This is a genomic window from Actinoplanes sp. URMC 104 (genome assembly GCF_051386375.1).
Classification (GTDB): Bacteria; Actinomycetota; Actinomycetes; order Mycobacteriales; family Micromonosporaceae; genus Actinoplanes.
Genome location: NZ_JBPQTO010000012.1, coordinates 183,291 through 207,409, shown reverse-complemented (window position 1 = coordinate 207,409; position 24,119 = coordinate 183,291). Strand labels below are relative to the sequence as shown.

General features: G+C 71.5%; 21 protein-coding genes. 15 read left to right on the top strand and 6 right to left on the bottom strand.

Translation table 11 applies throughout. The annotated features are described in order from the left end of the window. Window positions 1-52 precede the first annotated feature (52 nt). The 3 genes from ACSNN8_RS39850 (at window position 53) to ACSNN8_RS39840 (ending at window position 3,562) form a co-directional block, all read left to right on the top strand. On the top strand, window positions 53-1,987 hold the full coding sequence (locus ACSNN8_RS39850; protein ID WP_436655997.1) for a protein kinase domain-containing protein: 1,935 nt from the start codon (window positions 53-55) through the stop codon (window positions 1,985-1,987). An 88-nt stretch (window positions 1,988-2,075) separates the two neighbouring features. Beyond that, window positions 2,076-2,723, top strand: a complete 648-nt coding sequence (locus ACSNN8_RS39845; protein WP_436655995.1) for a hypothetical protein — start codon at window positions 2,076-2,078, stop codon at window positions 2,721-2,723. Further along, complete coding sequence (locus ACSNN8_RS39840) at window positions 2,720-3,562, top strand: hypothetical protein (RefSeq protein WP_436655993.1); 843 nt, start codon at window positions 2,720-2,722, stop codon at window positions 3,560-3,562. Before ACSNN8_RS39845 ends, ACSNN8_RS39840 begins: the two co-directional genes overlap by 4 nt. Before the next feature lie 3 nt (window positions 3,563-3,565). On the opposite strand, the gene ACSNN8_RS39835 is transcribed toward ACSNN8_RS39840, so the two are convergent. Together ACSNN8_RS39835 and ACSNN8_RS39830 are read right to left on the bottom strand one after the other, a co-directional pair. Continuing rightward, entirely contained in the window at window positions 3,566-4,132 is a 567-nt protein-coding gene (locus ACSNN8_RS39835; RefSeq protein ID WP_436655991.1) for a Uma2 family endonuclease, read from the bottom strand. A gap of 102 nt (window positions 4,133-4,234) precedes the next feature. Beyond that, window positions 4,235-4,777: a Uma2 family endonuclease gene (locus tag ACSNN8_RS39830; protein ID WP_436655989.1), complete on the bottom strand. Its 543-nt coding sequence runs from the start codon at window positions 4,775-4,777 to the stop codon at window positions 4,235-4,237. A gap of 134 nt (window positions 4,778-4,911) precedes the next feature. Here ACSNN8_RS39830 and ACSNN8_RS39825 point away from each other — a divergent pair, with 134 nt between their 5' ends. From ACSNN8_RS39825 to ACSNN8_RS39795, 7 genes are all read left to right on the top strand, one after another. Further along, window positions 4,912-6,399, top strand: a complete 1,488-nt coding sequence (locus tag ACSNN8_RS39825; protein ID WP_436655987.1) for a CoA-acylating methylmalonate-semialdehyde dehydrogenase — start codon at window positions 4,912-4,914, stop codon at window positions 6,397-6,399. Between the two features lie 163 nt (window positions 6,400-6,562). Continuing rightward, entirely contained in the window at window positions 6,563-7,999 is a 1,437-nt protein-coding gene (locus ACSNN8_RS39820; RefSeq protein ID WP_436655985.1) for an aminobutyraldehyde dehydrogenase, read from the top strand. A 44-nt stretch (window positions 8,000-8,043) separates the two neighbouring features. Beyond that, entirely contained in the window at window positions 8,044-9,201 is a 1,158-nt protein-coding gene (locus tag ACSNN8_RS39815) for an ABC transporter ATP-binding protein (RefSeq protein ID WP_436655983.1), read from the top strand. Continuing rightward, window positions 9,202-10,452: a polyamine ABC transporter substrate-binding protein gene (locus ACSNN8_RS39810; protein WP_436655981.1), complete on the top strand. Its 1,251-nt coding sequence runs from the start codon at window positions 9,202-9,204 to the stop codon at window positions 10,450-10,452. 1 nt (window position 10,453) lies between these two features. Beyond that, complete coding sequence (locus ACSNN8_RS39805) at window positions 10,454-11,317, top strand: ABC transporter permease (RefSeq protein ID WP_436655979.1); 864 nt, start codon at window positions 10,454-10,456, stop codon at window positions 11,315-11,317. Continuing rightward, entirely contained in the window at window positions 11,314-12,171 is an 858-nt protein-coding gene (locus ACSNN8_RS39800) for an ABC transporter permease (RefSeq protein WP_436655977.1), read from the top strand. The genes ACSNN8_RS39805 and ACSNN8_RS39800 overlap by 4 nt, the downstream gene beginning before the upstream one ends. Continuing rightward, a complete protein-coding gene (locus tag ACSNN8_RS39795) occupies window positions 12,171-13,559 on the top strand; it encodes an NAD(P)/FAD-dependent oxidoreductase (RefSeq protein WP_436655975.1) in 1,389 nt (462 codons plus the stop codon). Before ACSNN8_RS39800 ends, ACSNN8_RS39795 begins: the two co-directional genes overlap by 1 nt. A 52-nt stretch (window positions 13,560-13,611) precedes the next feature. Here ACSNN8_RS39795 and ACSNN8_RS39790 read toward each other — a convergent pair whose 3' ends face one another. Together ACSNN8_RS39790 and ACSNN8_RS39785 are read right to left on the bottom strand one after the other, a co-directional pair. After that, window positions 13,612-14,022: a YciI family protein gene (locus ACSNN8_RS39790; protein WP_436655973.1), complete on the bottom strand. Its 411-nt coding sequence runs from the start codon at window positions 14,020-14,022 to the stop codon at window positions 13,612-13,614. A 45-nt stretch (window positions 14,023-14,067) separates the two neighbouring features. Next, window positions 14,068-15,183, bottom strand: a complete 1,116-nt coding sequence (locus tag ACSNN8_RS39785; protein ID WP_436655971.1) for an NAD(P)-binding domain-containing protein — start codon at window positions 15,181-15,183, stop codon at window positions 14,068-14,070. Window positions 15,184-15,256: 73 nt separating this feature from the next. Here ACSNN8_RS39785 and ACSNN8_RS39780 point away from each other — a divergent pair, with 73 nt between their 5' ends. From ACSNN8_RS39780 to ACSNN8_RS39760, 5 genes are all read left to right on the top strand, one after another. Then, the gene (locus ACSNN8_RS39780; protein ID WP_436655969.1) at window positions 15,257-16,108 is read left to right on the top strand and encodes a DUF6416 domain-containing protein; all 852 of its coding nucleotides are present in this window, start codon (window positions 15,257-15,259) and stop codon (window positions 16,106-16,108) included. Window positions 16,109-16,369: 261 nt separating this feature from the next. Continuing rightward, a complete protein-coding gene (gene gabT / locus ACSNN8_RS39775) occupies window positions 16,370-17,662 on the top strand; it encodes a 4-aminobutyrate--2-oxoglutarate transaminase (RefSeq protein ID WP_436655967.1) in 1,293 nt (430 codons plus the stop codon). A 14-nt stretch (window positions 17,663-17,676) separates the two neighbouring features. Continuing rightward, the gene (locus tag ACSNN8_RS39770; RefSeq protein ID WP_436655965.1) at window positions 17,677-19,059 is read left to right on the top strand and encodes an aspartate aminotransferase family protein; all 1,383 of its coding nucleotides are present in this window, start codon (window positions 17,677-17,679) and stop codon (window positions 19,057-19,059) included. Between the two features lie 273 nt (window positions 19,060-19,332). Further along, entirely contained in the window at window positions 19,333-21,255 is a 1,923-nt protein-coding gene (locus ACSNN8_RS39765; protein ID WP_436655963.1) for a glycoside hydrolase family 3 protein, read from the top strand. Between the two features lie 128 nt (window positions 21,256-21,383). Then, a complete protein-coding gene (locus ACSNN8_RS39760) occupies window positions 21,384-22,193 on the top strand; it encodes a DUF72 domain-containing protein (protein WP_436656737.1) in 810 nt (269 codons plus the stop codon). Between the two features lie 79 nt (window positions 22,194-22,272). On the opposite strand, the gene ACSNN8_RS39755 is transcribed toward ACSNN8_RS39760, so the two are convergent. Beyond that, window positions 22,273-23,547 (bottom strand): NAD(P)/FAD-dependent oxidoreductase, encoded by a 1,275-nt coding sequence (locus ACSNN8_RS39755; RefSeq protein ID WP_436656735.1) that lies wholly within the window; start codon window positions 23,545-23,547, stop codon window positions 22,273-22,275. Continuing rightward, a complete protein-coding gene (locus tag ACSNN8_RS39750; RefSeq protein ID WP_436655961.1) occupies window positions 23,544-24,002 on the bottom strand; it encodes an Lrp/AsnC family transcriptional regulator in 459 nt (152 codons plus the stop codon). Before ACSNN8_RS39750 ends, ACSNN8_RS39755 begins: the two co-directional genes overlap by 4 nt. Between the last annotated feature and the right edge of the window lie 117 nt (window positions 24,003-24,119).

Below are 24,119 nucleotides of genomic sequence, written 5' to 3'. Positions count from 1 at the left end.
AAGGGCACGTGCACACGTCTGATATCGGCGCAGCCGGGGTAAGGGCCCTCACATGCCTCTCATCGCCGACCGGTACCGCCTCGGGGAGACCCTGGGCACCGGCGGGATGGGCCGGGTCTGGCGGGCCCGCGACGAGGTGCTGCAGCGCGACGTCGCGGTCAAGGAGGTGCTGCTGCCGGACGACCTGCCCGAGCACGAACGGCAGGCGGCCCACCGCCGGACGCTGCGCGAGGCGCGCGCCGCCGCCCGGCTCGGTCACCCGAACGTGGTACAGGTCTTCGACGTGCTCGACGTGGACGGCCGGGCGTGGATCGTCATGGCGTACGTGCCGTCGCGCTCGCTGCAGGAGGTGCTGCGCACCGACGGGCCGCTCGACCCGCGCCGCGTCGCGCGGATCGGCCTCGACCTGCTGGCCGCCCTGCGCGCCGCGCACGGCGCCGGTGTCGACCACCGCGACGTCAAGCCGGCCAACGTGCTGCTCGCCGACGACGGGCGGGTGCTGCTCACCGACTTCGGCATCGCCACGATCGAGGGTGACAGCCTGATCAGCACGTCCGACGCGCTGCTGGGCTCGCCCGAGTACATGTCGCCCGAGCGGGCCCGCGACGGCAGCTCCGGGATGGCCTCGGACCTGTGGTCGCTGGGCGCCACCCTCTATGCGGCGGTCGAGGGCCGGTCGCCGTTCCGCCGGTCGAACGCCCTGGCCACCCTGACCGCGCTCGCCGCCGACGAGCCCGACCCGCCGCGGCAGGCCGGCCCGCTGGAGCCCGTGCTGACCGCGCTGCTGCGCAAGGACCCGGCCCGGCGTGCCGACGCCGCCGAGGCCGAGCACCTGCTGCGCCGGGCGGCCTCCGGCGCGTACGGCCACGCGCTGGTCCCCGCCCGCGAGAACGCCACCACGACCGACGACATCCCCCTGCCACGCACTCCCGCACGCCCCGAGCCGGCCCACCCGTCCGCCACACCCCACGCCCCGGCGCCGCCTTCTCCCGTACGCTCCGAGCCGCCGCAGCCGTCCGCCGCACCCCACGCCCCGGCGCCGCCTTCTCCCGTACGCCCCGAGCCGGCGCAGCCCTCTGCCGCGTCTGGCCAACCGGCCCCTCCCGCGCCCCTGCCCGGCCGGACCGCGTCCTCACCCGTCGGGCAAGCGACACCCGCCACCTCCGTACCCGGAAGCGTCGCCGAAGCCGCGCGCCCGGCACCGCACGTGCCGGCGCAGAGGACGCCGCTCCCTGCGTCGGTGTCGCCGCTGCCCGGCCCGCCGCCCGCCGACTCGTCGCGCAAGCGGTGGGCCTTGGCGACCGCGGCCGTCGTCGTGGTGCTGCTGGCGGCCGTGGTGTGGGGCGTGACCTCGTTCCGCTCCGACGACGACGGCGGCGCGACGACCCGGGCCGGGCAGGCGCCCGCTTCGGCGCCCGCCACGCCCACGTCGGCCGCGGGCACCTCGGCGGCGAGCCCGTCCACCACGCCCTCGTCGGCGCCCTCCACCCGGACGTCCTCGCCCGCCGCGCCGCCCACGACACCCGCGGCGGCCGGACCGCGGCTGCCCGCCCTGCCGGACGGCTGGCGCGACTACCGTGACCGCACGGGCTTCGCCGTCTATGTCCCGGAGGGCTGGACCCGGTCGCAGGAGGGGTCGATCGTGTACTTCCGCAGCGGCTCCCGGGTGCTCGGCATCGACCAGACCGACAAGCCGCACCCGAACCCGGTGCAGGACTGGCGCGGCAAGGCCGACTACCGGGTGAGCAAGGGCGACTTCCCGCGCTACCGCGAGATCGGCATCCGCGAGGTCGACTACTTCGAGAAGGCCGCCGACTGGGAGTTCACGTTCACCCGCAACGGGGTGCGCCAGCACGTGAACAACCGCGGCGTCGTCACGTCGGACACCCAGGCGTACGGCTTCTACTGGCAGACCCGCGACGCCGACTGGGCGCGCTACCGCCCCGACCTGCAGCTGGTCTTCGACAGTTTCCGACCGGCGGACTGACCCGCGATCTGTCGTTGATCCGCTCGCGCCCCCGCCGGTACGGGTGTGGGCTGGAACGATGTTCCGCCGGGCGTGGATCGTCGTGCTTATGGCCGTGGCCGTACTGGCCGCCGGTTGTGACCGGCCGGGCTCGGGCGCGACCGTCACGGGACCGGCTCCGGCCTTCGACCCGGCGACCGACCGGGTGGCGTACGAGATGACCGAGGACCAGCTGCGGCAGCTCGACGACTGCCTCGGGCAGCGCAACCCCCTGAACCCCGGGGACGGCTGTTCCCGGGCGCTGCCGCGGCTGGACGAGGCGGTCGAGCCGGACGAGTGCGAGCGGCTGTGCCTGCAGTCCGAGCCGGATCCGCAGAACCCGGGCCAGACGATCGTCAGCGTCGGGGACACCGCCGTCGGCGGCGACTTCTGCGCGACCGTGGAGAGCCCGCTCTGCGACGGTGTGCAGGTGCCCGCCGACACCTTCGTGGGCGGGGACAACCGGAGGTCGGACCCGTCCGTGCCGGCTCCGCCCGGTGAGTCGCAGCCCGGGGAGCCGCCGCCCGGCGAGTCGGAGACCGCCGGACCGCCGCCCGTCGAATCACAGCCCGTCGAATCACAGCCCGCCGGATCGCAGCCCGCCGAGCCCCAGCCGGAGTCCGCGCCGCCCGAGGAGCAGCCCGGCGAGGAACAGCCCGAGCAGCAGGAGGTGCCGCTCATTCCGGAGGAACCGGTGCGCAACATTCCGGGACCATGACGGCGGCGGCCGAGGCGCCCGACGCCCGGGGCTGGAAGGCGGCGACGGACGTCCTGTCGATCCTCGGCCCGTTGAGCGCCGTCACGGGCCTGCTCTACTACTTCGGCCGGGCGCGCGCCCAGTCGTACTACGGCTATTTCGGGGTCGACCTGTCGGTGCTCGGCGTGACGCCGTTCGACTTCCTCATCGGCACGGCCGACACGGTGTTCCGCCCCACCGCGGTCGGGCTCGTCGCCGCCGTCGGGCTCCTGGCCGCGTACCCGTATCTGCGCAGCCGCCTCCAGCGGGTCTCCGCGACGTGGCGCGCCCGGGCCCGGCTGCTGGTGCTCGGCCTGAGCGCGGTGGTCGCGGCGTTCGCGGTCACCGGCCTGTATCTGAGCCTGCCGCGCATCGCCGCGGCCCTCTGCCTGGTCGTCGCGGGTGTGCTGCTCGAGGTCGGGCTGCGGTCGGCCGGCTCGGCGTCGCTGGTCCGGCTGGGCCTGGTCGTCTGCGTCGCGGTCGTGGGGCTGTTCTGGGCCGTCTCCGTGCTGGCGCACGACCGCGGCGCCGAGGACGCCCGGCTGTTCGAGCAGCGGCTGCCGCTCGATCCGCAGGCAGTCGTCTACAGCGCGAAGGACCTGCAGCTCATCGGCCCGTACGTGGGGTCGACCCGGCTGGCCGGGCCGGACAGCGCATACCGGTTCCGCTACAACGGCCTGCGTCAGCTCACCTACGGCAACGGCCGCTGGTTCCTGCTGCCCGCCGGCTGGCGCCGCGACAACGGCGCCACCGTCATCGTCATCCACGACGACCCCGCCTCGGTCCGCGTCGACCTGGCCCCCGGCACCGTCCTGCGGTGACGCTCAGAACGCGACGAGCTCGCCGGTGTCCACCGCGATCGGAAAGGGCTCGTCGCTGGTCAGCGTCTCGCCGTGCTTGGCGAGAGCCGCCTCGACGTAGCGGCCGTCGCGCAGCCGGAACAGCTGCAGCGTGACCTCGTCGTAGTCGGGCAGGGCCGGCTCGAGCAGGAGGTACCAGCCGATTCCGGCCTCGGCGTACAGCGCCTTCTTCTGCACCTTGTCCATCGCTCTGCTGCTGGGCCAGACGATCTCGGCGACCAGGGTGACGTCGGCGGCGGCCACGACCGTCTCGTTGCGGACGGCGAGGCCGACGACGGCCAGGTCGGGAATCAGGATGCGGCTCGGTCCGGCCTTGACGTTGATCGCCTCGAAGGTCTTGAGACCGGCTTCGCGCGCCGCTTTCCTGAGCGCCAGGAACAGCATCTGCGAGATGCCCTGATGGGGCACATTCGGTCCCGGGCTCACCCAGAGTCCCCCGTCAATCAACTCGATCCGATTCGTGGTCTCGTCGAGCGCGAGGTACTCCTCCTCGGTCCAGGGCCCGAGGTGGTCGAGATGAGCCTCCGTCATGGGCAAAGTGTCGCACGCGCTCACGCTGTCCATGGTCCCATGTCCACTAGTCGTGAGTCAATGGTCGTGCGTCAATGGAGCAGGCCCGGATCCCGACCCTGCTCAGAACGCGACCAGGTCGCCGGTGCGGACGCGGAACGGGAAAGGGTCGGAGGAGGTCAGGGTGTGGCCGGGGGCGGCGGCCGCGTACTCGAGGTAGTGGCCGGCGGCGAGCTGGAACAGGCGCAGCGTGAGGGCCTCGTGGTCGGCGGACTCGGGCTGGGCCAGCAGCAGCCAGGGGATCCGGGCGGCGGCGCACAGGGCGATCCGGTCGGGGGTGCCCGCGAACGGGTTGCCGGGGGAGGTGATCTCGCCGACGAGCACGGTGTCGGCGGCGTCGGCGTGGGTGGCCAGCCGGTCCACGCGGGCGACCACCAGGTCGGGCACGATCAGCCGGCCGGGGTCCAGGCGCAGGACCACCCCCTCGTACGCCCGCAGGCCCGCCCGCCGCGCGGAGGCGCGCAGCGAGTGGAGCAGCACGTGCGACACGTCCTGGTGCGGCATGGTGGGTGTCGGCGCGGGCCACAGATGGCCGTCGACCAGCTCGATCCGGTGGTCCAGCTCGCCCCGCGCAAAGTTGTCGGCCTCGCTCCACGGTCTCGTCACGCGACGATTGTCGTCCGACTAGATGACGGGCGTCAACCCCTGGGCCAGCGCGGCCGATTTCGGTCAGGGAAGCACTTTGTGACAGTACGTTTCAAGCATTGTTCGGCCTCGCTCTGGTACGTAATCTGCCGACCATGGATCACATCCCGCACTGGATCGGCGGCGCGGAGCGCGCCGGCACGTCGGGCCGGGTCGGCCCCGTCTTCAACCCCGCGACCGGCGAGCAGACCGCCGAGGTCGCGCTCGCCTCCGCCGCCGAGGTCGCCGAGGCGGTCACGCTCGCCCGCCGGGCGGCGACGGCGTGGCGGTCCGCGTCGCTGTCCAAGCGCGCCGCGGTGCTGTTCAAGTTCCGCGAGCTGCTCGCCGCCCGCGGCGAGGACCTCGCCGCGATCGTCACGAGCGAGCACGGCAAGGTGCTCTCCGACGCGGCCGGCGAGGTGGCCCGCGGGCTGGAGAACGCGGAGTTCGCGACCGGCATCCCGCACCTGATGAAGGGCTCGTTCTCGGAGCAGGCCGCGACCGGTGTGGACGTCTACTCGATCCGCCAGCCGCTCGGCGTGGTCGCCGGCATCACGCCGTTCAACTTCCCGGCGATGGTGCCGCTCTGGATGTGCACCACGGCGATCGCGGCCGGCAATGCGTTCGTGCTCAAGCCCAGCGAGAAGGACCCGTCCGCGGCGCTGTTCCTGGCGCGGCTGTGGCGCGAGGCCGGCCTGCCCGACGGCGTGTTCACGGTCGTCAACGGCGACAAGGAAGCCGTGGACGCTCTGTTGACGAACGAGGACATCGCCGCGGTCAGCTTCGTCGGCTCGACGCCGGTGGCCAAGTACATCTACGAGACCGGCACGGCCCACGGCAAGCGCGTGCAGGCCCTCGGCGGCGCCAAGAACCACATGGTGGTGCTGCCCGACGCGGAGATCGACGCCGCCGCCGACGCCGCGGTGAGCGCCGCGTACGGCTCGGCGGGCGAGCGCTGCATGGCCGTCTCGGTAGTGGTGGCCGTGGGCGACGTGGCGGAGCCGCTCGTCGACGCGATCGCCGCCCGGCTGCCCAAGCTGCGGATCGGCCGCGGCACCGACCCCGACTCGCAGATGGGCCCGCTGATCAGCGCCCAGCACCGCGACCGCGTGGCGGACTACGTCGAGCGCGGCAAGGCCGGCGGCGCCACGGTGGTCGCCGACGGCCGCGAGGCGGAGCTGCCGCGCGACGGCTACTTCCTGGGTGTCACGCTGCTCGACAACGTCACCCCGGACATGGACGTCTACACCGACGAGATCTTCGGGCCCGTGCTCTGCGTGGTGCGCGCGCAGACGTACGCGGAAGCCCTGGCCCTCATCAACGACAACGAGTACGGCAACGGGACCGCCATCTTCACGCGCGACGGCGGGGCCGCCCGGCAGTTCCAGTTCGACGTGAACGCGGGCATGGTCGGCGTCAACGTGCCGATCCCGGTGCCGGTCGCCTATTACTCGTTCGGCGGCTGGAAGGCCTCGCTGTTCGGCGACACCCACATGTACGGGCCGGACGGCATCCACTTCTTCACCCGATCGAAGGTCGTCACCTCGCGCTGGCCCGACCCGGGCACGTCCGGCGTCGACCTCGGCTTCCCCACCACGAGATGAGGTCCGACGCGGGATTGCGTCGCACGAGAGCCCGCTCGACGCCGAATCCGTTTCGGTTGTGGAAATTAGTTTCGGATTCCCTTGTCTTCGCTCGGGCGCGTGTGTCAATGTTCCGCAGTCGATCGTGTGGGAGCTGTCACAAGCCCGCGGGAGGTCATGTTTCGTGAGCGCTGCGCTGCCCGTCCTGCGCAACTTCGTCGGTGGCGAGCACACCGGCACGGAGGACGAGATCACCTCGGAGGTGATCGACCCGAGCACGGGGGAGGCGTACGCGCTCGCCCCCGTCTCGTCCGAGCGGGACGTGCACGCGGCGATGACCGCGGCGGCGGCCGGGTTCGAGGTCTGGCGGGACGCGACCCCGGCCGAGCGGCAGCGGGCGCTGCTGCGCATCGCCGACGCGGTCGAGGCGCGCGCCGGTGAGATCGTCGAGGCCGAGTGCCGCAACACCGGCAAGCCGGTCGCGGCCACCCACGCCGAGGAGCTCGGTCCGCTGCTCGACGAGCTGCGCTTCTTCGCGGGCGCCGCGCGCGTGCTCGAGGGCAAGTCCGCGGGGGAGTACCTGCGCGACCACACGTCGTACGTGCGGCGCGAGCCGATCGGCGTGTGCGCGCAGATCACGCCGTGGAACTACCCGATGGTCATGGCGGTCTGGAAGTTCGCTCCCGCGATCGCCGCCGGCAACGCCGTGGTGCTCAAGCCCTCGGACACCACCCCGGTCACCAGCCTGCTGCTCGCCGAGATCGCCGCCGAGTTCCTGCCGCCCGGCGTGCTCAACGTGGTCTGCGGCGACCGCGACACCGGCCGCGCCGTGGTGGCCCACCCGGCGCCGCAGCTCGTCTCGATCACCGGGTCGACGCGGGCCGGCACCGAGGTCGCGATCTCGGCCGCCGCCGACCTCAAGCGCGCCCACCTCGAGCTGGGCGGCAAGGCGCCGGTCATCGTGTTCGACGACGCCGACGTCGAGGCCACCGCCCGGGCGATCGCCGGGGCGGGCTACTTCAACGCCGGCCAGGACTGCACCGCGGCCACCCGGGTGCTGGTGCACGGCCGGATCGCCGCGGACTTCACCGACGCGCTCGCCGAGGCGGCCCGCGGCACCAGGGTCGGGGCGCCCTCGGACACCGAGGCGTTCTTCGGCCCGGTCAACAATGCCGCCCAGCTCGCCCGGGTGCAGGGCTTCCTCGACCGGGCGCCGGACCACGCGAGCGTCGTAACCGGCGGCAAGCGGATCGGCGAGCGCGGCTTCTTCCTCGAGCCGACCGTCGTTGCCGGGCTCGAGCAGCGCGACGAGATGATCCAGGACGAGATCTTCGGGCCGGTCATCACCGTGCAGCGCTTCGACGACGAGGACACGGCGGTCCGCTGGGCCAACGACGTCCGGTTCGGACTGAGCGCCAGCGTCTGGACGCAGAACCACGGCCGCGCGATGCGGGTGTCGCGGCGGCTGGACTTCGGCGCCGTCTGGATCAACACTCATCTCCCGTTCGTCTCGGAGATGCCGCACGGGGGCTTCGGCCACTCCGGCTACGGCAAGGATCTTTCGATGTACGGGTTCGAGGAGTACACCCGGATCAAGCACGTGATGAGCTACCTCGGCTGAGCCCCCACCCGCCCACCCCTGTTGCCCCACCGCGAAGGAACGCCATGACGACCCCCCAGCACAGCGCCGTACGCGCCCGGACCGCGGCGCCGGCCGGCGACCACCCGGCGATCGAGTTCGTCGGCGTGAACAAGAACTACCTGTCGCACGGCGAGACGGTGCCCGCCGTCAAGCGGACCGACCTGGCGATCGGCCAGGGGGAGTTCTTCTCGCTGCTGGGTCCCTCGGGCTGCGGCAAGACCACGACGATGCGCATGATCGCGGGCTTCGAGGAGCCGACGGCCGGCAAGGTGTACCTCGACGGCAAGGACGTCACGGGCGTGGCGGCCAACAAGCGCGACGTGAACATGGTGTTCCAGTCGTACGCGCTGTTCCCGCACCTCAACACGTTCCAGAACGTCGCGTTCGGACTCGAGCGCAAGAAGGTCGGCAAGAGCGAGATCGGCCGGCGGGTGGGCGAGATCCTCGAGATCGTGTCGCTGACCGGCATGGAGAAGCGCTCGCCCAAGGAGATGTCCGGCGGTCAGCAGCAGCGGGTGGCGCTGGCCCGGGCGCTGGTCAACCGGCCGCGCGCGCTGCTGCTCGACGAGCCGCTCGGCGCGCTCGACCTCAAGCTGCGCCAGCAGATGCAGATCGAGCTCAAGCGCATCCAGCGCGAGGTCGGCATCACCTTCGTCTACGTCACCCACGACCAGGGCGAGGCGCTCACGATGTCCGACCGGATCGCGGTGATGAACGCCGGCGTGATCGAGCAACTCGGCTCGCCGCGCGAGATCTACGAGCGGCCCGCCACCCGGTTCGTGGCCGGCTTCATCGGAACGTCCAATCTGGTCGACGGGGAGGTCGAGCGCGTCGAGGGCGGGCTGGGGCTGCTCAGCTACACCGCGCAGGACCGGGTCGTGGTGCCGGTGCCGGGCTCGGTGCGCCCCGGCGACAAGCTGGAGGTGTCGATCCGTCCGGAGAAGATCGACCTGCACCGCGGGGTGCCGCCGGTGACGGCGACCGGGGGAAGTGTGCTTTCCGGCACAGTGACCGAGGTTGTTTATCACGGAACTTCAACGAATTACACCGTTGCCACCGCGGCCGGTGCCGACTTCACTGTCTTCGATCAAAATGCATCGAACGCCGATGATCTTGCGGATCGCGGCGATCGTGTCTACCTCACCTGGGCCCCCCAGCACTCATACGTGATCGGAGTCTGAATGTCCGCGTCGAACATGTCCGACCCCTCCCTGCTCCGCGGCCTGACCCAGCGCCGCTTCGGCCGTCGCGACGCGCTCCGGCTCTCCGGCCTGGCCGGCCTGGGCGCCGCGCTGGCCGCGTGCGGCGTGCAGGGCCAGGGCACGCAGGCTCCCGCCAGCGCCGAGCCCGACGCCGTGGCGAAGTTCTGGAACGGCAAGGTCAAGAACGGCAAGATGAAGTTCGCCGGCTGGCCGCTCTACATGGACCCGAAGCAGCCCGAGCTCAAGAAGTTCACCAAGCGCACCGGCATCACGGTCGACTACGACGAGGTCATCCAGGAGATGGGCCCGTGGTTCGCCAAGGTGCAGCCGCAGCTGTCGGCGGGCCAGTCCATCGGGTACGACCTGATGGTCATCACCAACAGCTTCCAGTTCACGCAGTTCCGCGACTCGGGCTTCCTGGCCCCGCTCGACCACTCGAAGCTGCCCAACTTCGCCAAGAACGCCGGCGCCGCCTACAAGAAGGAGGCGTTCGACCCGGGCAACGCGTACAGCATCCCGTGGGCCTCCGGCATGACCGGCATCGCGTACGACGAGAGCAAGACCGGCCCGATCACCGGCCTCAAGGACCTGTGGAACCCGAAGTTCAAGGGCAAGGTCGGCATGTTCTCCGACATCCAGGAGCTCGGCAACTTCGGCCTGCTGTCGGTCGGCGCCGACCCCGCCAAGTCCACCCAGGACGACTGGCAGAAGGCGGCCGACAACCTCAAGAAGCAGAAGGACGCCGGCATCGTCCGCAACTACTACGACCAGAGCTACATCGACGCGCTGGGCAGCGGCGAGGTGTGGCTGACCCAGGCGTGGTCGGGCGACGTCTTCCAGAAGAACATCTCCGACGGGACGAACTTCAAGTTCATCATCCCCGAGGAGGGCGGCACGATCTGGACCGACAACATGACGATCCCGGTCACCGCGCAGAACCCGGTCGACGCGCTGATGCTCATGGACTTCTTCTACGAGATCGAGAACGCCGCGTCGCTGGCCGAGTACATCAACTACGTCTGCCCGGTGCCGGGCGCGCAGCCGCAGATCCGCAAGGATGCGGCAAAGCTGACCGGCGACGACAAGGACGCGCTGCTCGACGTGGCGGACTCCAAGCTCGTGTTCCCCACCGCCGAGGAGTACGCCAAGCTGCACTACTACGTAGCGTTCGAGGCCACGAGCGAGCAGCAGCAATTCCAGAAGACCTTCGAACCTATCGTGCTGGGATGACATGAATCGCGTCAAACGACAGCTCGCCCCGTACCTGCTCGTTCTTCCCGGCGGGATCTGGCTGCTGATCTTCTTCGCGGTGCCGATGTTCGCGATGCTGTCGCTCTCCCTCCAGGAGGGCGACATCGTCCACGGCTACCGTTTCACCGGGCACTGGCAGACCTACACGGACGCCATCTCGGCGTACCAGACGCAGATCGTCCGGTCGCTGATCTACGGCGCCATCGCGACGGTCGTGCTGATCGTGCTGGCGTTCCCGGTGGCGTACTGGATCGCCTTCTACGGCGGCCGGCGCAAGCCCACGTACCTGTTCCTGGTGCTGCTGCCGTTCTTCGTCTCGTTCGTGCTGCGGACGATCTCGTGGAAGCAGATCCTCACCGACGAGGGGCCGCTGCTGTCGCCGTTGCGCGACGCCGGGGTGATCGGGCAGTCGTTCCACATCCTCGGCACGCCGTTCGCGGTGATCGCCGGGCTGGTCTACAACTTCCTGCCGTTCATGGTGCTGCCGATCTACGTGGCGCTGGAGCGCATCGACCCGCGGGTGGTCGAGGCGGCGCGGGACCTGTACGCCGACCCGGCCACCGCGTTCCGCAAGGTGATCTTCCCGCTGGCCCTGCCCGGCGTGTTCGCCGGCGTGCTCATGACGTTCGTGCCGGCCAGCTCCGACTACGTCAACTCCGAGGTGCTGGGCAGCTCGGAGACCACGATGATCGGTCAGGTCATCCAGGCGCAGTTCCTCGACAACTCCGACTATCCGACGGCCTCGGCGCTCTCGTTCGTGCTGATGTTCGTGCTGCTGATCGGCGTGTTCACGTACGCCCGGATGCTCGGCACCGAGGACGTCATGAAGGTGGCGGCGCGATGACGGCCCCGACCCTGCCGCGGCAGCGGACCGCTCCGGCCGAGGAGACGCTGCCGGTCAAGCCCCGCCGGCGCATCACCGGCGGGGGCGTGCTCCACGCGTACACCTGGGTCGTCATCGGCTGGCTGATCGTGCCGATCGCGGTCATGATCCTCTTCGGGTTCAACGACACGCCGGGCCGCTACAACCAGACCTGGGACGGCTTCACCTTCAAGTGGTACGGGCGGCTTTTCGAGTACCCGGACCTGACGAACGCGCTGATCACCTCGATCCTCATCGCGATCGTGGCCAGCCTGCTCTCCGGGGCGCTGGGCACGGGCATCGGCTACGCGCTGGGCCGCTACCGGTTCCGCGGGTCCGGCACGCTCAACCTGATCATGTTCGCGACGATGTCCTCGCCCGAGCTGATCATGGGTGCGTCGCTGCTCAGCCTGTTCGTCTCGGCGGGCGCCGGCCTCGGCCCGGTGACGATCACGATCGCGCACGTGATGTTCTCGATCTCGTTCGTCGCCGTCGTCGTGCGGGCCCGGGTGATCACCCTCGACCGCTCGATCGAGGAGGCCGCGGCCGACCTGGGCGCGAGCCCGTGGACCACGTTCTGGAAGGTCACGTTCCCGATCATCCTGCCCGCGGTCTTCTCCGGCGTGCTGCTGGCGTTCGCGCTGTCCATCGACGACTTCATCGTCACCGCGTTCACGGCGGGCACCACCAAGACGTTCCCGCTGTGGATCTGGGGCGCCACCCGCGTCGGCATCCCGCCGCAGGTCAACGTCATGGGCACGCTCATCTTCGCGGTCGGCGTGCTGTTCGCCGTCGTCGCGAACGTCCGGTCGCGCTCCTCCCGCAAGCGGGACTGATGCCGTCCCCGTTGCAGGACGCGTCGCCGGAGCCGTACTGGCTCACCCAGGCGGGGGCTCCGGCCCCCGCCGACCCGCTCGACGGGGCCGACACGTGCGACCTGGCCGTGGTCGGCGCCGGGTACAGCGGGCTGTGGACCGCGCTGCTGGCCAAGGAGCGCGACCCCGGCCGCGACGTGGTGGTGATCGAGGCCGGGACCGCCGGCTGGGCGGCGTCCGGCCGCAACGGCGGGTTCTGCGCCGCGTCGCTCACCCACGGCCACGACAACGGCATGAGCCGCTTCCCGTCCGAGATGGACGTGCTGGAGCGGCTCGGCCGGGAGAACCTCGACCAGATCGAGGCGACGGTCGCGCGCTACGGCATCGACTGCGACTTCTCCCGTACGGGCGAGTTGCAGGTGGCCACCGCGCAGTGGCAGCTGCGCGAGCTCGTCCGTGACGCCGCCGGCCCCGGCCGTGACTCCGCGGGCCGGCGCTTCCTCGACCGCGACGAGCTTCGCGCCGAGGTGGACTCGCCCACGTATCTCGGCGGCATCTGGGACCGCGACGGCTGCGCGATGGTCGACCCCGCTCGCCTCGTGTGGGGCCTGCGGGCGGCGTGCCAGTCGCTGGGTGTGCGCTTCTACGACCATTCGCCCGTGGTCTCCCTGGCCCCGGCCGGCGCCGGGATGCGGCTGCACACGAGCCGCGGCCGCGTCGACGCCGGCCGGGTCGCCCTGGCCACCGGCGCCCACGGCAGGCTGCTGCGCCGCCTCGGGCACTTCGTGGTGCCGGTGTACGACTACGTGCTGATGACCGAGCCGCTCACCGACGCCCAGCTGGCCTCCGTCGGGTGGCGCAACCGCCAGGGCATCGGCGACGCGGGCAACCAGTTCCACTACTACCGGCTCACCGCCGACAACCGCATCCTGTGGGGCGGCTACGACGCCGTCTACTACAACGGCGGCCGCATCGACCCCGCGCGGGACCAGCGCGAAGCAACCTTCACCGTCCTGGCCGAGCACTTCGCCGCCACGTTCCCGCAGCTCGCCGACGTGCGCTTCACGCACAAGTGGGGCGGCGTGATCGACACGTGCAGCCGCTTCAGCAGCTTCTTCGGCACCGCCCACCGCGGCCGCGTCGCGTACGCCGTCGGCTACACCGGCCTGGGCGTCGGCGCCACCCGCTTCGGCGCGAACGTGATGCTCGACCTGCTGGCGGGCGAGCGCACCGAGCGCACGTCGCTCAAGATGGTGCGCAGCAAGCCCGTGCCCTTCCCGCCCGAGCCCGTGCGCTCCGGGGTCATCCAGCTGACGCGGTGGTCGATCGCCCGCGCCGACCGCAACGAGGGCCGCCGCAACCTGTGGCTGCGCACCCTCGACAAGGTGGGGCTGGGCTTCGACTCCTGACCGGCGCGCTTCCGTCGCCGGCGATGGGGGCGGCACCTCTCCGGCCGCCCCCTCACGAGCGGGCACGCCTCGGCTCAAGCCTCAGCCGACGAGTGAAGACCTCACTCCGGCAGGACGCGTCGCGGCTTGAACCGGCGGACCTCCTGCGGCCAGCCGCAAGCCTCCGCGATCCGGCCGGCCCACATCCGGGCGGCCGCTCGTCCGGCACGTCCACGATGGTCAGGCCGCCCAGGAACTCCTTGCTCTCGACATAGGGGCCGTCGGTGAAAACCGTCTCGCCGCTCGTCGCGTCCGCGCTGAAGACCGGGCCGTCCTCCTCCTCCAGGCCACCGGCGAAGACGAAGGCCCCGGCGGCCTTGATCTCCTCGACGACCGCCCCGGCGAGAGGACCGCGCTCGCGGAACCACTCCTCGGTGTGGTCACCCACCCACTGCTGGTTGAAGTAGATGAGGTACTCGGGCATGTCCGCTCCTCCGGTCGTTCGGACCCGATGTCCGTCCTGCCCACGCTACGAACGGCCGCCGGCAGATCCGACACCTGCCGGCGCGATTTCTGCCTGGGTCTGCAGCATGGCTGAGAGGGCGGCGACGGCGGCCCGGCCGGCGCGGTTGGCGCCCACGGTGGACTGGGACGGCCCGAAACCGATCAGGTGCACGCGGGGCTCGCCGGCCACCTGGGTGCCGGTCAGGCGGATGCCGCCGGACGGGGTGCGCAGGGCCAGCGGGTCCAGGTGGGTGAGGGCGGCCTTGAAGCCGGTCGCCCACAGGATCGCGTCCACGGTCGTGCGTGAGCCGTCGGCCTCCCGTACGGCATGGGGCTCGACCGCGGTGAACATCGGGCGGCGCTCGGGCAGGTGCGGCCGCCACGGCAGCCCGGTGTACGAGACGACGCTGCCCGTGGGGCGGCCCGCCTCGACGTCCGCGACGACCTTGGCGATCGTTTCGCGGCCGGCCACCTCGGGCTCGAAGCCGTCCGTGCGGAAGACCGGCTCGCGGCGCGTGTACCAGTAGGTCGCCGCCACCGGCGCCAGCTCCTCGAGCGCCTGCACCGCCGAGATCCCGCCGCCCACGACGGCGACCCGCAGACCCGCGAACGCGTCGGCCGACACGTAATCGTGCGTGTGCAGCTGCAGGCCGGCGAACGTGTCGATGCCGGGATACCGCGGCCGTACGGGGTTGGTCCACGTGCCGGTCGCGTTGATGACGGCGCGCGTGGCCCAGCGCCCGCCGGTCGACTCGACGAGGAGCTCGCCGCGCGGGTCGGCGTCCGCCCGCCGGACGGAGGTGACCCGTACCGGCCGCAGGATGGGCGGCCGGAAGGCGTCCTCGAAAGCCGCGAAATAGCGCGGAACGGCCGTACGGCTGGGTTCCGCGGGGTCGAGCGGGGGCTTCGGCAGGCCGGGCAGGTCGAAGATGCCGTTCACGGTCGCCATCCGCAGCGACTCCCAGCGGTGCAGCCACGCCCCGCCCGGCGCCTGTTCCGCGTCGAGCACGACGAACGTCCGATCCGTGGCGCCGTGCGGCGACAGCGCGCTCACGAAGCCGCGGCGCATCAGGTGGTACGCGGCGGACAGCCCGGCCTGCCCGCCGCCGATGACCACTACGGTCGCCGACGTGTCGATCACAACGGGCGGAACACTCCGGCCCGAACCGGGTATTCCCCTCGTGACAGATGCCGCTCCAACGTAGAGTCTGAGCGTGGGAGACCATGTCTTCATCAGCTACAGCCGGGTCGACCGCTCGTATGTCGACAAGCTGGCGACCTACCTGACCGGCGAGGGCGTCGAGGTGTGGTTCGACTACGAAATAGGTTCAGGCGAACGTTTCGTCCGGGTGATCGAACACAGAATCCGGACTGCGAGGGCCTTAGTGCTGGTGGTTTCGCCGGATTCGTCAGATTCGGCTTGGGTGGAGCGCGAGATTCACTTTGCGGCTGCCCACCATGTCGACATTCTGCCGGTCCTGCTTCGTGGCACTGCGTTGCCCCTGCTGGTGTGCCACCTGCACTATGAAGATGTCAGAACCGGCCAAATGCCCGGGCCCGACTTCATTCGGCGGCTAACCGCCGGACGAGCGTCGGTGACGCCTTCGGACGCGAATCGGACGCCGAGTACCGGACAGAAGCCTGTCGTTGCCGATCCGCCTCCGGCGCCTTCTCTGCCGGATGACCACCCCATCTGGAAGCATCACAGCGGCAACGACGGCCACCGGTTCCGCCCGGAGTGGAACGCTGGGGCAGATCTGAGTGCCGCCGAGGCCTTCTACCGTCGCTCGAGTTCCAAGGCGAAGGTGCTGCTCGACCTCCTCATCGACAATCCTGGCCGCGTCCTCACCACCCACCAGATCTGCGAGGAGTCCGGCGGCGCATTCTCCGGAGCGCGTTCCATTGCAGGCGCGATCAACGGGATGTATCGGCCGCATGAGCGATCCGGCCGGCGATACCCCTTCTACTGGTGGAGTGGAGCGCCGGCGCAGTACGCCATGAAGCCAAGCGTTGCCCGTCTGTTCAGCGAAGCTCGCCGTTTGTCGGGCCTCGAGGAATCCGGATGACATCGGGGTCGCTCGGCGCCGATGGCGCGGTGAATGGCGAGACAGGCATTTCCGGAGTGTGAAAGCTCCGCCCGGTCCGACTCGCGCGACCCGCTGACGCCGTCTGGCCGACGCTGCGTAATCGCATGCGCGCCGACCGCGTGACGGATAGTAAGTGGTCGGCGTAGACGAGGTGCAGTGGCACGGATTTCGTTGTCAGGGCTGGCGCGAGCTGCGGAATCAGTGAAATGATCGGGGCCTGAAGCTTGAAGGAGTTGAGTTATGCCGACGTCGGCCGAGTTGCACCAGCGCCGCGCCGCGGCTGTCGCCCGCGGGGTGAGCAGCATGGTTCCGTCGTACGTGAGCACCGCCGGCGGCGGCACGATGACCGATGTGGACGGCCGGGAGTGGATCGACTTCGCGGCCGGCATCGCGGTCACGAACGTCGGCAACGCGGCGCCCAGGGTCGTCGAGGCGGTCAAGGCGCAGGTCGAGCGGTTCACCCACACCTGCTTCATGATCGCGCCGTACGAGCAGTACGTGGCGGTCTGTGAGGAGCTCGCCGCGCTGACGCCGGGCGACTTCGAGAAGCGGTCCGCGCTGTTCAACTCGGGCGCGGAGGCGGTCGAGAACGCGGTGAAGGTCGCGCGGCACGCCACCGGGCGGCAGGCGGTCGTGGTGTTCGACCACGCCTACCACGGCCGCACCAACCTGACGATGGCGCTGACCGCCAAGGTGATGCCGTACAAGCAGGGCTTCGGGCCGTTCGCGGGCGAGATCTACCGCGTGCCGATGTCCTATCCGCTGCGCGACGGCCGCGACGGCGCGCGGGCGGCGGCGTACGCCATCGGGCAGATCGAGAAGACGGTCGGCGCGAGCAACGTCGCCGCCGTGCTCATCGAGCCGATCCAGGGCGAGGGCGGCTTCGTCGTACCGGCCGAGGGTTTCCTGCCCGCTCTCGCGGCGTGGGCCAAGGCGGCCGGTGCGGTGTTCATCGCCGACGAGATCCAGACGGGCTTCTGCCGTACGGGATCGTGGTTCGCCAGCGAGCACGAGGGCGTCGAGCCCGACCTCATCACGACGGCCAAGGGCATCGCGGGCGGGCTGCCGCTGGCCGCGGTCACCGGGCGGGCCGAGATCATGGACGCCGTGCACCCGGGCGGGCTCGGCGGCACGTACGGCGGAAACCCGATCGCCTGCGCCGCCGCGCTCGCCTCCATCGAGACGATGCGTGAGCTCGACCTCGCCGCGGCCGCCCGCCGCATCGAGGCGGTCGCGCGCCCCCGGCTCGAGGCGCTCGCGGCCAAGCACCCGTCGATCGCGGAGGTCCGCGGCCGCGGCGCGATGCTCGCCGTCGAGGTCGTGATACCCGGCGAGGTCGGACCCGCGGGCCCCGCGCCGGACGCCGTGGCCACCGCCGCGGTCGCCAAGGCCGCGCACGAGCTGGGCCTGCTGCTGCTGACGTGCGGCACCTACGGCAACGTGATCCGCCTGCTGCCGCCGCTGATCATCTCGGACGAGGAGCTCGACCGCGGCCTCACCCTCCTCGAACAAGCCTTCGCGACCGTTCAATGAACCAGGAGCCCCCCTTGAGCGACCTCCAGTCACCCGACTACGAGAAGCTGTCCGGCGCCGCCCGCGACCACCTGTGGATGCACTTCACCCGGCTGTCCTCCTACAAGGACGCGGACGTGCCGATGATCGTGCGGGGCGACGGCTGCTACGTCTGGGACTCCCACGGCCGCCGCTACCTGGACGGCCTGTCCGCGCTGTTCGTCGTGCAGACCGGCCACGGCCGGCAGGAGCTCGCCGAGGCCGCCGCCAAGCAGGCCGGTGAGCTGGCGTACTTCCCGATCTGGTCGTACGCGCACCCGAAGGCCGTCGAGCTGGCCGCCCGGCTCGCCGACCTGACGCCCGGCGACCTCAACCGGGTCTTCTTCACCACCGGCGGCTCCGAGGCCGTCGAGTCGGCGTGGAAGCTGGCCCGCTCGTACTTCAAGCGGACCGGCAAGCCCACCAAGACCAAGGTGCTGTCCCGCTCGATCGCCTACCACGGCACCTCGATGGGCGCCCTGTCGATCACCGGCATCCCCGCGCTCAAGCAGGACTTCGAGCCGCTCGTGCCCTCGACGTTCCGGGTGCCGAACACCAACTACTACCGCCGCCCCGACGAGCGCATGTCGCCCGAGGAGTTCGGCGTGTGGGCCGCCGACCGCATCGCCGAGGCCATCGAGTTCGAGGGTCCCGACACGGTGGCCGCGGTCTTCCTCGAGCCGGTGCAGAACGCCGGCGGCTGCTTCCCGCCGCCGCCCGGATACTTCCAGCGGGTCCGCGAGATCTGCGACCGGTACGACGTGCTGCTGGTGTCCGACGACGTGATCTGCGGCTTCGGCCGGCTCGGCGAGTACTTCGGCGGCCTCAAGTACGGCTACACGCCCGACATCATCACCGTCGCGAAGGGCCTTACCAGCGGCTACGTCCCGCTCGGCGCGATGATCGCCTCCGAGCGGCTGGCCGAGCCGTTCCTGGAGGGCACCAACTGGTTCGCGCACGGCATCACGTACGGCGGCCACCCGGTCGGCTCCGCGGTGGCGCTCGCGAACCTGGACATCATGGAGCGCGAGAACCTCAACGGCCACGTCCGCGAGAACAGCGACCTGTTCCGGTCCTACCTCGAGCGGCTCACCGACCTGCCGATCGTCGGCGACGTGCGCGGCGACGGCTACTTCTTCGGCCTCGAACTGGTCAAGGACAAGGCCACCAAGGAGACGTTCGACGAGGACGAGTCCGAGCGGCTGCTGCGCGGCTTCCTGTCCTCGGCGCTGTTCGAGGCGGGCCTGTACTGCCGCGCCGACGACCGCGGCGACCCGGTCATCCAGCTCGCGCCGCCGCTGATCGCGGGCGAGGCCCAGTTCGCCGAGATCGAGCAGATCCTGCGGTCGGTGCTGACCGAGGCCTCCAACCGGCTCTGACGCACGGCATCGGGCCGCCGCGGGGGAGCCCGTGGCGGCCCGTGCACACTCCGGAGCGCCGGGGACGGGAGCCGCGAACCGGCCGGACGCGACGCCGTCGCCGCGCTGATCAAGCACCTGTCGGCCGCGGGACACGTACGCGTCTGATCGCGATCTGTGGATATGTCGCTTGACGCGCGCGGGCGGAGCTTGCGCGGCGCGCATGGAGACGATCTCGTGGCGCGTCGCAGCATCACAGGACGAGCGAAGTACTCCCTCGCCAGGAGGTGCGACGTGCGTCCACATTCGAAGATCGCCGGCCTGGTGGCCTGCGTGCTCGGCCTCGGGGTGGTGCCGGCGAGCGCCGCGGCGCAGGCTGCCGCGTCACCGGCGTACCTGAACCCGAAGGTGCCCGTCGAGAAGCGGGTCGCCGATCTGCTCGCCCGGATGACCCTCGACGACAAGATCGGTCAGATGACCCAGGCCGAACGCGCCTTCGTCACCGGTGACCCGTCGCTGATCAGCTCGCTGCGGCTGGGCTCGGTGCTGTCCGGCGGCGGGTCCGTGCCGCCCGGCAACACGCCCGCGGCCTGGGTCGAGATGGTCAACACCTTCCAGTCGTACGCGCTGCGCACGCCGCTGAAGATCCCGATGATCTACGGGGTGGACGCGGTGCACGGGCACGGCAACGTCTACGGCGCGACGGTCTTCCCGCACAACATCGGCCTGGGCGCGTCGCGCGACCCGCGGCTGGTCGAGCGGGTCTACCGGGCGACCGCCGAGGAGGTGCGCGCCACCGGCATCCCGTGGGACTTCGCGCCGTGCGTGTGCGTGACCCGCGACGAGCGCTGGGGCCGCAGCTACGAGAGCTTCGGCGAGGACACCGGCCTGGTCGTGCGGCTGAGCACCGCGATCGACGGCCTGCAGCGCGGCGGCGTGCTGGCCACCGCGAAGCACTACGCCGGCGACGGCGACACCGAGTACGGCACCGGCTCCGGCGACTTCACCATCGACCAGGGCATCACCGTCACCAGCCGGGCCGACTTCGCCCGCATCGACCTGCCCCCGTACGTCGCCGCGGTCCGCCGCCACCACGTGGGCACGGTCATGCCGTCGTTCTCCAGCGTGGACTGGACCGAGGACGGCGTCGGCAACCCGCTCAAGATGCACGCTCACCGCGAGCTGCTCACCGGCACGCTGAAGGGCAAGCTCGGCTTCGACGGCTTCGTGATCAGCGACTGGGAGGGCATCCACCAGATCCCCGACCCGGCCGCCCCCGCTGGCGCGCCGCAGCCCACCGCCGGCCAGGTGCGGGTGGCCGTGAACGCCGGCGTCGACATGTTCATGGAGCCGAACACCTCGCCGCTGTTCCAGCAGCACCTGCGCGCCGAGGTCACGGCCGGCCGGGTGAGCATGGCCAGGATCGACGACGCCGTGCGCCGCATCCTGCGGGCCAAGTTCCGCCTCGGGCTCTTCGAGCACCCGTACGCCTCGGCCGACCGCATCGGCGAGGTGGGCAGCGCCGCGCACCGCCGGCTGGCCCGCGAGGCCGTGGCGCGCTCGCAGGTGCTGCTGAAGAACGCCCGTGGCCTGCTGCCGCTGCGCCCCGACGCCAAGGTGTACGTCGCCGGCCGCAACGCCGACGACATCGGCAACCAGGCCGGCGGCTGGACGATCGACTGGCAGGGCCGTTCCGGCGACGCGATCCCCGGCACGACGATCCTCGAGGGCATCCGCTCGGTCGCGCCCCGGGCGCGGGTGACCTTCAGCGCGGACGCGTCCGCGCCGGTCGCCGGTTCCGACGTCGGCGTGGTCGTGGTGGGCGAGACCCCGTACGCCGAGGGTTACGGCGACGTCGGCGGCCCGGCCTGGCCGTACGGGACCGAGCCGCAGAAGGAGCCCAAGTCGCTGACCCTGCAGCCCGGCGACCGCGCGGTCGTCGACAAGGTCTGCGACGCGGTGGCCAAGTGCGTGGTGCTGCTGGTCTCCGGCCGCCCGCAGGTGATCACCGACCAGCTCGGCAAGATCGACGCGCTGGTCGCCTCGTGGCTGCCCGGCAGCGAGGGCGCCGGCGTCGCCGACGTGCTGTTCGGCCGCAGGCCGTTCACCGGCCGCCTGCCCGTGTCGTGGCCCGCGTCGGTCGCCCAGGTGCCGATCAACGTCGGCGACCGCGACTACCGGCCGCTGTTCCCGTACGGCTGGGGGCTGCGCACCTGACGGCCGCCCGGGGAGGCCGCCCGCCGGCCTCCCCGGGCCGGACCGCCGGGCGCGAGGTCCGGCGCGGCGTGCGGTACGTTGCGCCGGTGACGGCGGAACCGGCGATGCGGCTGCACGTGGGCTGTGCCATGTGGACGCACAAGGCGTGGCAGGGCAAGGTGGTCGCCCCCGGGCAGGACAAGCTGCGCGCGTACGCGGGCTGGTGCAACGCGGTCGAGGGTAACACCACCTTCTACGCCACGCCGTCGCGCGAGACCGTGGCCGGGTGGGCGGGGCAGACGCCGGCGGACTTCCGGTTCGTGCTCAAGCTGCCGCGGCTGGTCACCCACGAGCGCCGGCTCGCGGGCGGCGACGAGGCGCTGCGCGGGTTCCTGCATGCGATCGAGCCGCTCGGGCCTCGCGTGCACGCGCTGTGGGTGCAGCTGCCGGCGTCCTTCGCGCCGTCCGACCTGCCCGCGCTCGACGGCTTCCTGCGCCGGCTGCCCGCGGGTCACCGCCTCGCGGTCGAGGTGCGCCACCCCGGGTTCGCCGACGACCCGCTGCCGCTCGAACGGGTGCTGACCGGCGTCGGCGCCGAGCGGGTCCCGTTCGACACGAGCGTGCTGTTCGCGACTCCGCCGGTCAGCGACATGGAACGCGACGCCTGGACGAAGAAGCCCCGGCTGCCCGTGCGCCCCGAGGCGCTCACCGGCCACCCGATCGTGCGCTACCTGGGCCGCGACGACCCGGCCGCCACCGTCGCGGGCTGGCAGCGCTGGCTGCCCGTGGTCGCCGGCTGGCTGCGCGAGGGCCGCTCGCCGACCGTCTTCGTGCACACCCCGGACAACGCCGACGCGCCCGCGCTCGCCCGCCGCTTCCACGGAGAGGTCGCCGCGCTGGTCCCCGGGCTGCTGCCGCTGCCCGAGCCGGAGCCGGTCGAGCCCGCGACGCTGTTCTGAGGCAGCCCGCGGGGCGACACGGCGCGGGCGGACGGGCGCGGATCCACGGGTGTGGGCCGTCGCGCGCGGGCCGGGAGTCTCAGCGGGCCGGGGCCGGGTGCTTTTCGAGGGCGTCGCGCAGGGTGGTCGCGCGCAGGGCGGCGTTGATGCCCAGCCAGCGGATCGGCTCGGGCTCCCAGCGGCGCGAGCGGTGACCGACCCACGGCAGGCCGGTCCGCTCGGTCCGGCGGCCCGCGATCAGGTCGGCCAGGGTGCGTCCGGCCAGGTTGGCGGCCGCCACACCGTCGCCGACGTAGCCGCCGGCCCACGCGTACCCCTCCTGGAGGCCGACCGACGGCATCCAGTCGCGCGGGATGCCCAGCGGGCCACCCCAGCGGTACGCGATCTCGGGCCGGATGCCGAACATGTCGGTCAGCGTGTGGCGCAGGCTGTCGAAGACCTCGGGCACCCGGTCGTACGACGGCTCGATGCGCGAGCCGAAGTGGTAGGGGGCGCCCCGGCCGCCGAACGCGAGCCGGTCGTCGGCCGTGCGCTGACCATAGATGATCATGTGACGCTCGTCGGTGAACGTCTCGCGGCGGGCCAGGCCCACCCGGTCCCAGAACGACGCGGGCAGCGGCTCGGTGGCGATCATCAGCGAGTACACGGGGGCGAGCGCGCGGCGGTGCCCGGCCAGCCGAGCGGTGTAGCCCTCCAGCGCGCGCACGACCGTGCCGGCGGTGACCGTGCCGTGGTCCGTGACGACCCGGCCGGGCGACAGGGCGGTGACCCGGGTGCCCTCGAAGATGTCGGCGCCGCGCGCGGCCACGACGTCGGCGAGCCCGCGGACGAGCCGGGCGGGGTGCAGCGCCGCGCAGTCGGGACTGTAGACGCCGCCGAGCACGTCGGTGGCGTTGCAGATCGCCCGCGCCCGCACCGCGTCGACGAATCCGGCCGACTTGCGGGCGCGGCGCAGCTGGGCGGGGGAGCGGGCGAGCGAGATCGTCCCGCCCTTGGCGTAGTGGCAGTCGATGCCCTCGGCGGCCGCGGCTCGGCCCACCTCGTCCACGGCGTCGGCCAACGCAGCATGCATCGCGCTCGCCTGTGCGGCGCCGTAGCGGCGCGCGAGTTTGGCCTCGCCGACCGGGAACAGGCCGGACGCCCACCCGCCGTTGCGCCCCGAGGCGCCGTACCCGCAGTAGTCGGCCTCCAGCACCGCGACCGACAGGTGCGGCGCGACGTGCGAGAGGTAGTAGGCCGTCCACAGTCCGGTGTAGCCGCCTCCGGCGATCGCGACGTCGTAGGACCGGTCGCCGGGCAGCGGCGGCCGCGGCGTCACGGGGCCGAGTGTGCTGAGCCAGTAGGACGGGATCATCGGGTTCCCCACGCGTACGTCTGTTTCGCCAGCTTGAGATACATGAACGTCTCGCAGGCGAGCACGCCCTCGACGGTCCGGACCTTCTCGTTGAGCAGGTCGAGCAGGTGCGCGTCGTCGGTGCAGACCAGCTCGACGAGCAGGTCGAAGCCGCCGGCGCAGATCACCACGTAGTCCACCTCGGGGATCGCGGCGATCTCGTCGGCGATCGCGCGCAGGTCGCCGCTGACCTTGAGGCCGACCATCGCCTGCCGTGCGAAGCCGAGCGTCAGCGGGTCGGTGACCGCCACGATCTGCATGAGACCGCCGTCGAGCAGGCGCTGCACGCGCTGGCGAACGGCCGCCTCGGACAGCCCGATCGTCTTGGCGAGTGTCGCGTACGACATCCGCCCGTCGCGCTGCAGGTGCTCGATGATCTGCTTGTTGATGTCGTCCAGTGCCAGGTCCGCCGTCACGCCGCGATTCTTCCCGGCAGGCGGGTGCGCGGCAATCGGATCACTCGTCCGGTTTGTGCCTGTCAACGGATTCCGTTTCTCGAGCGGGCGGCTGCGTGATCCGGCCGTCCTGCGTTT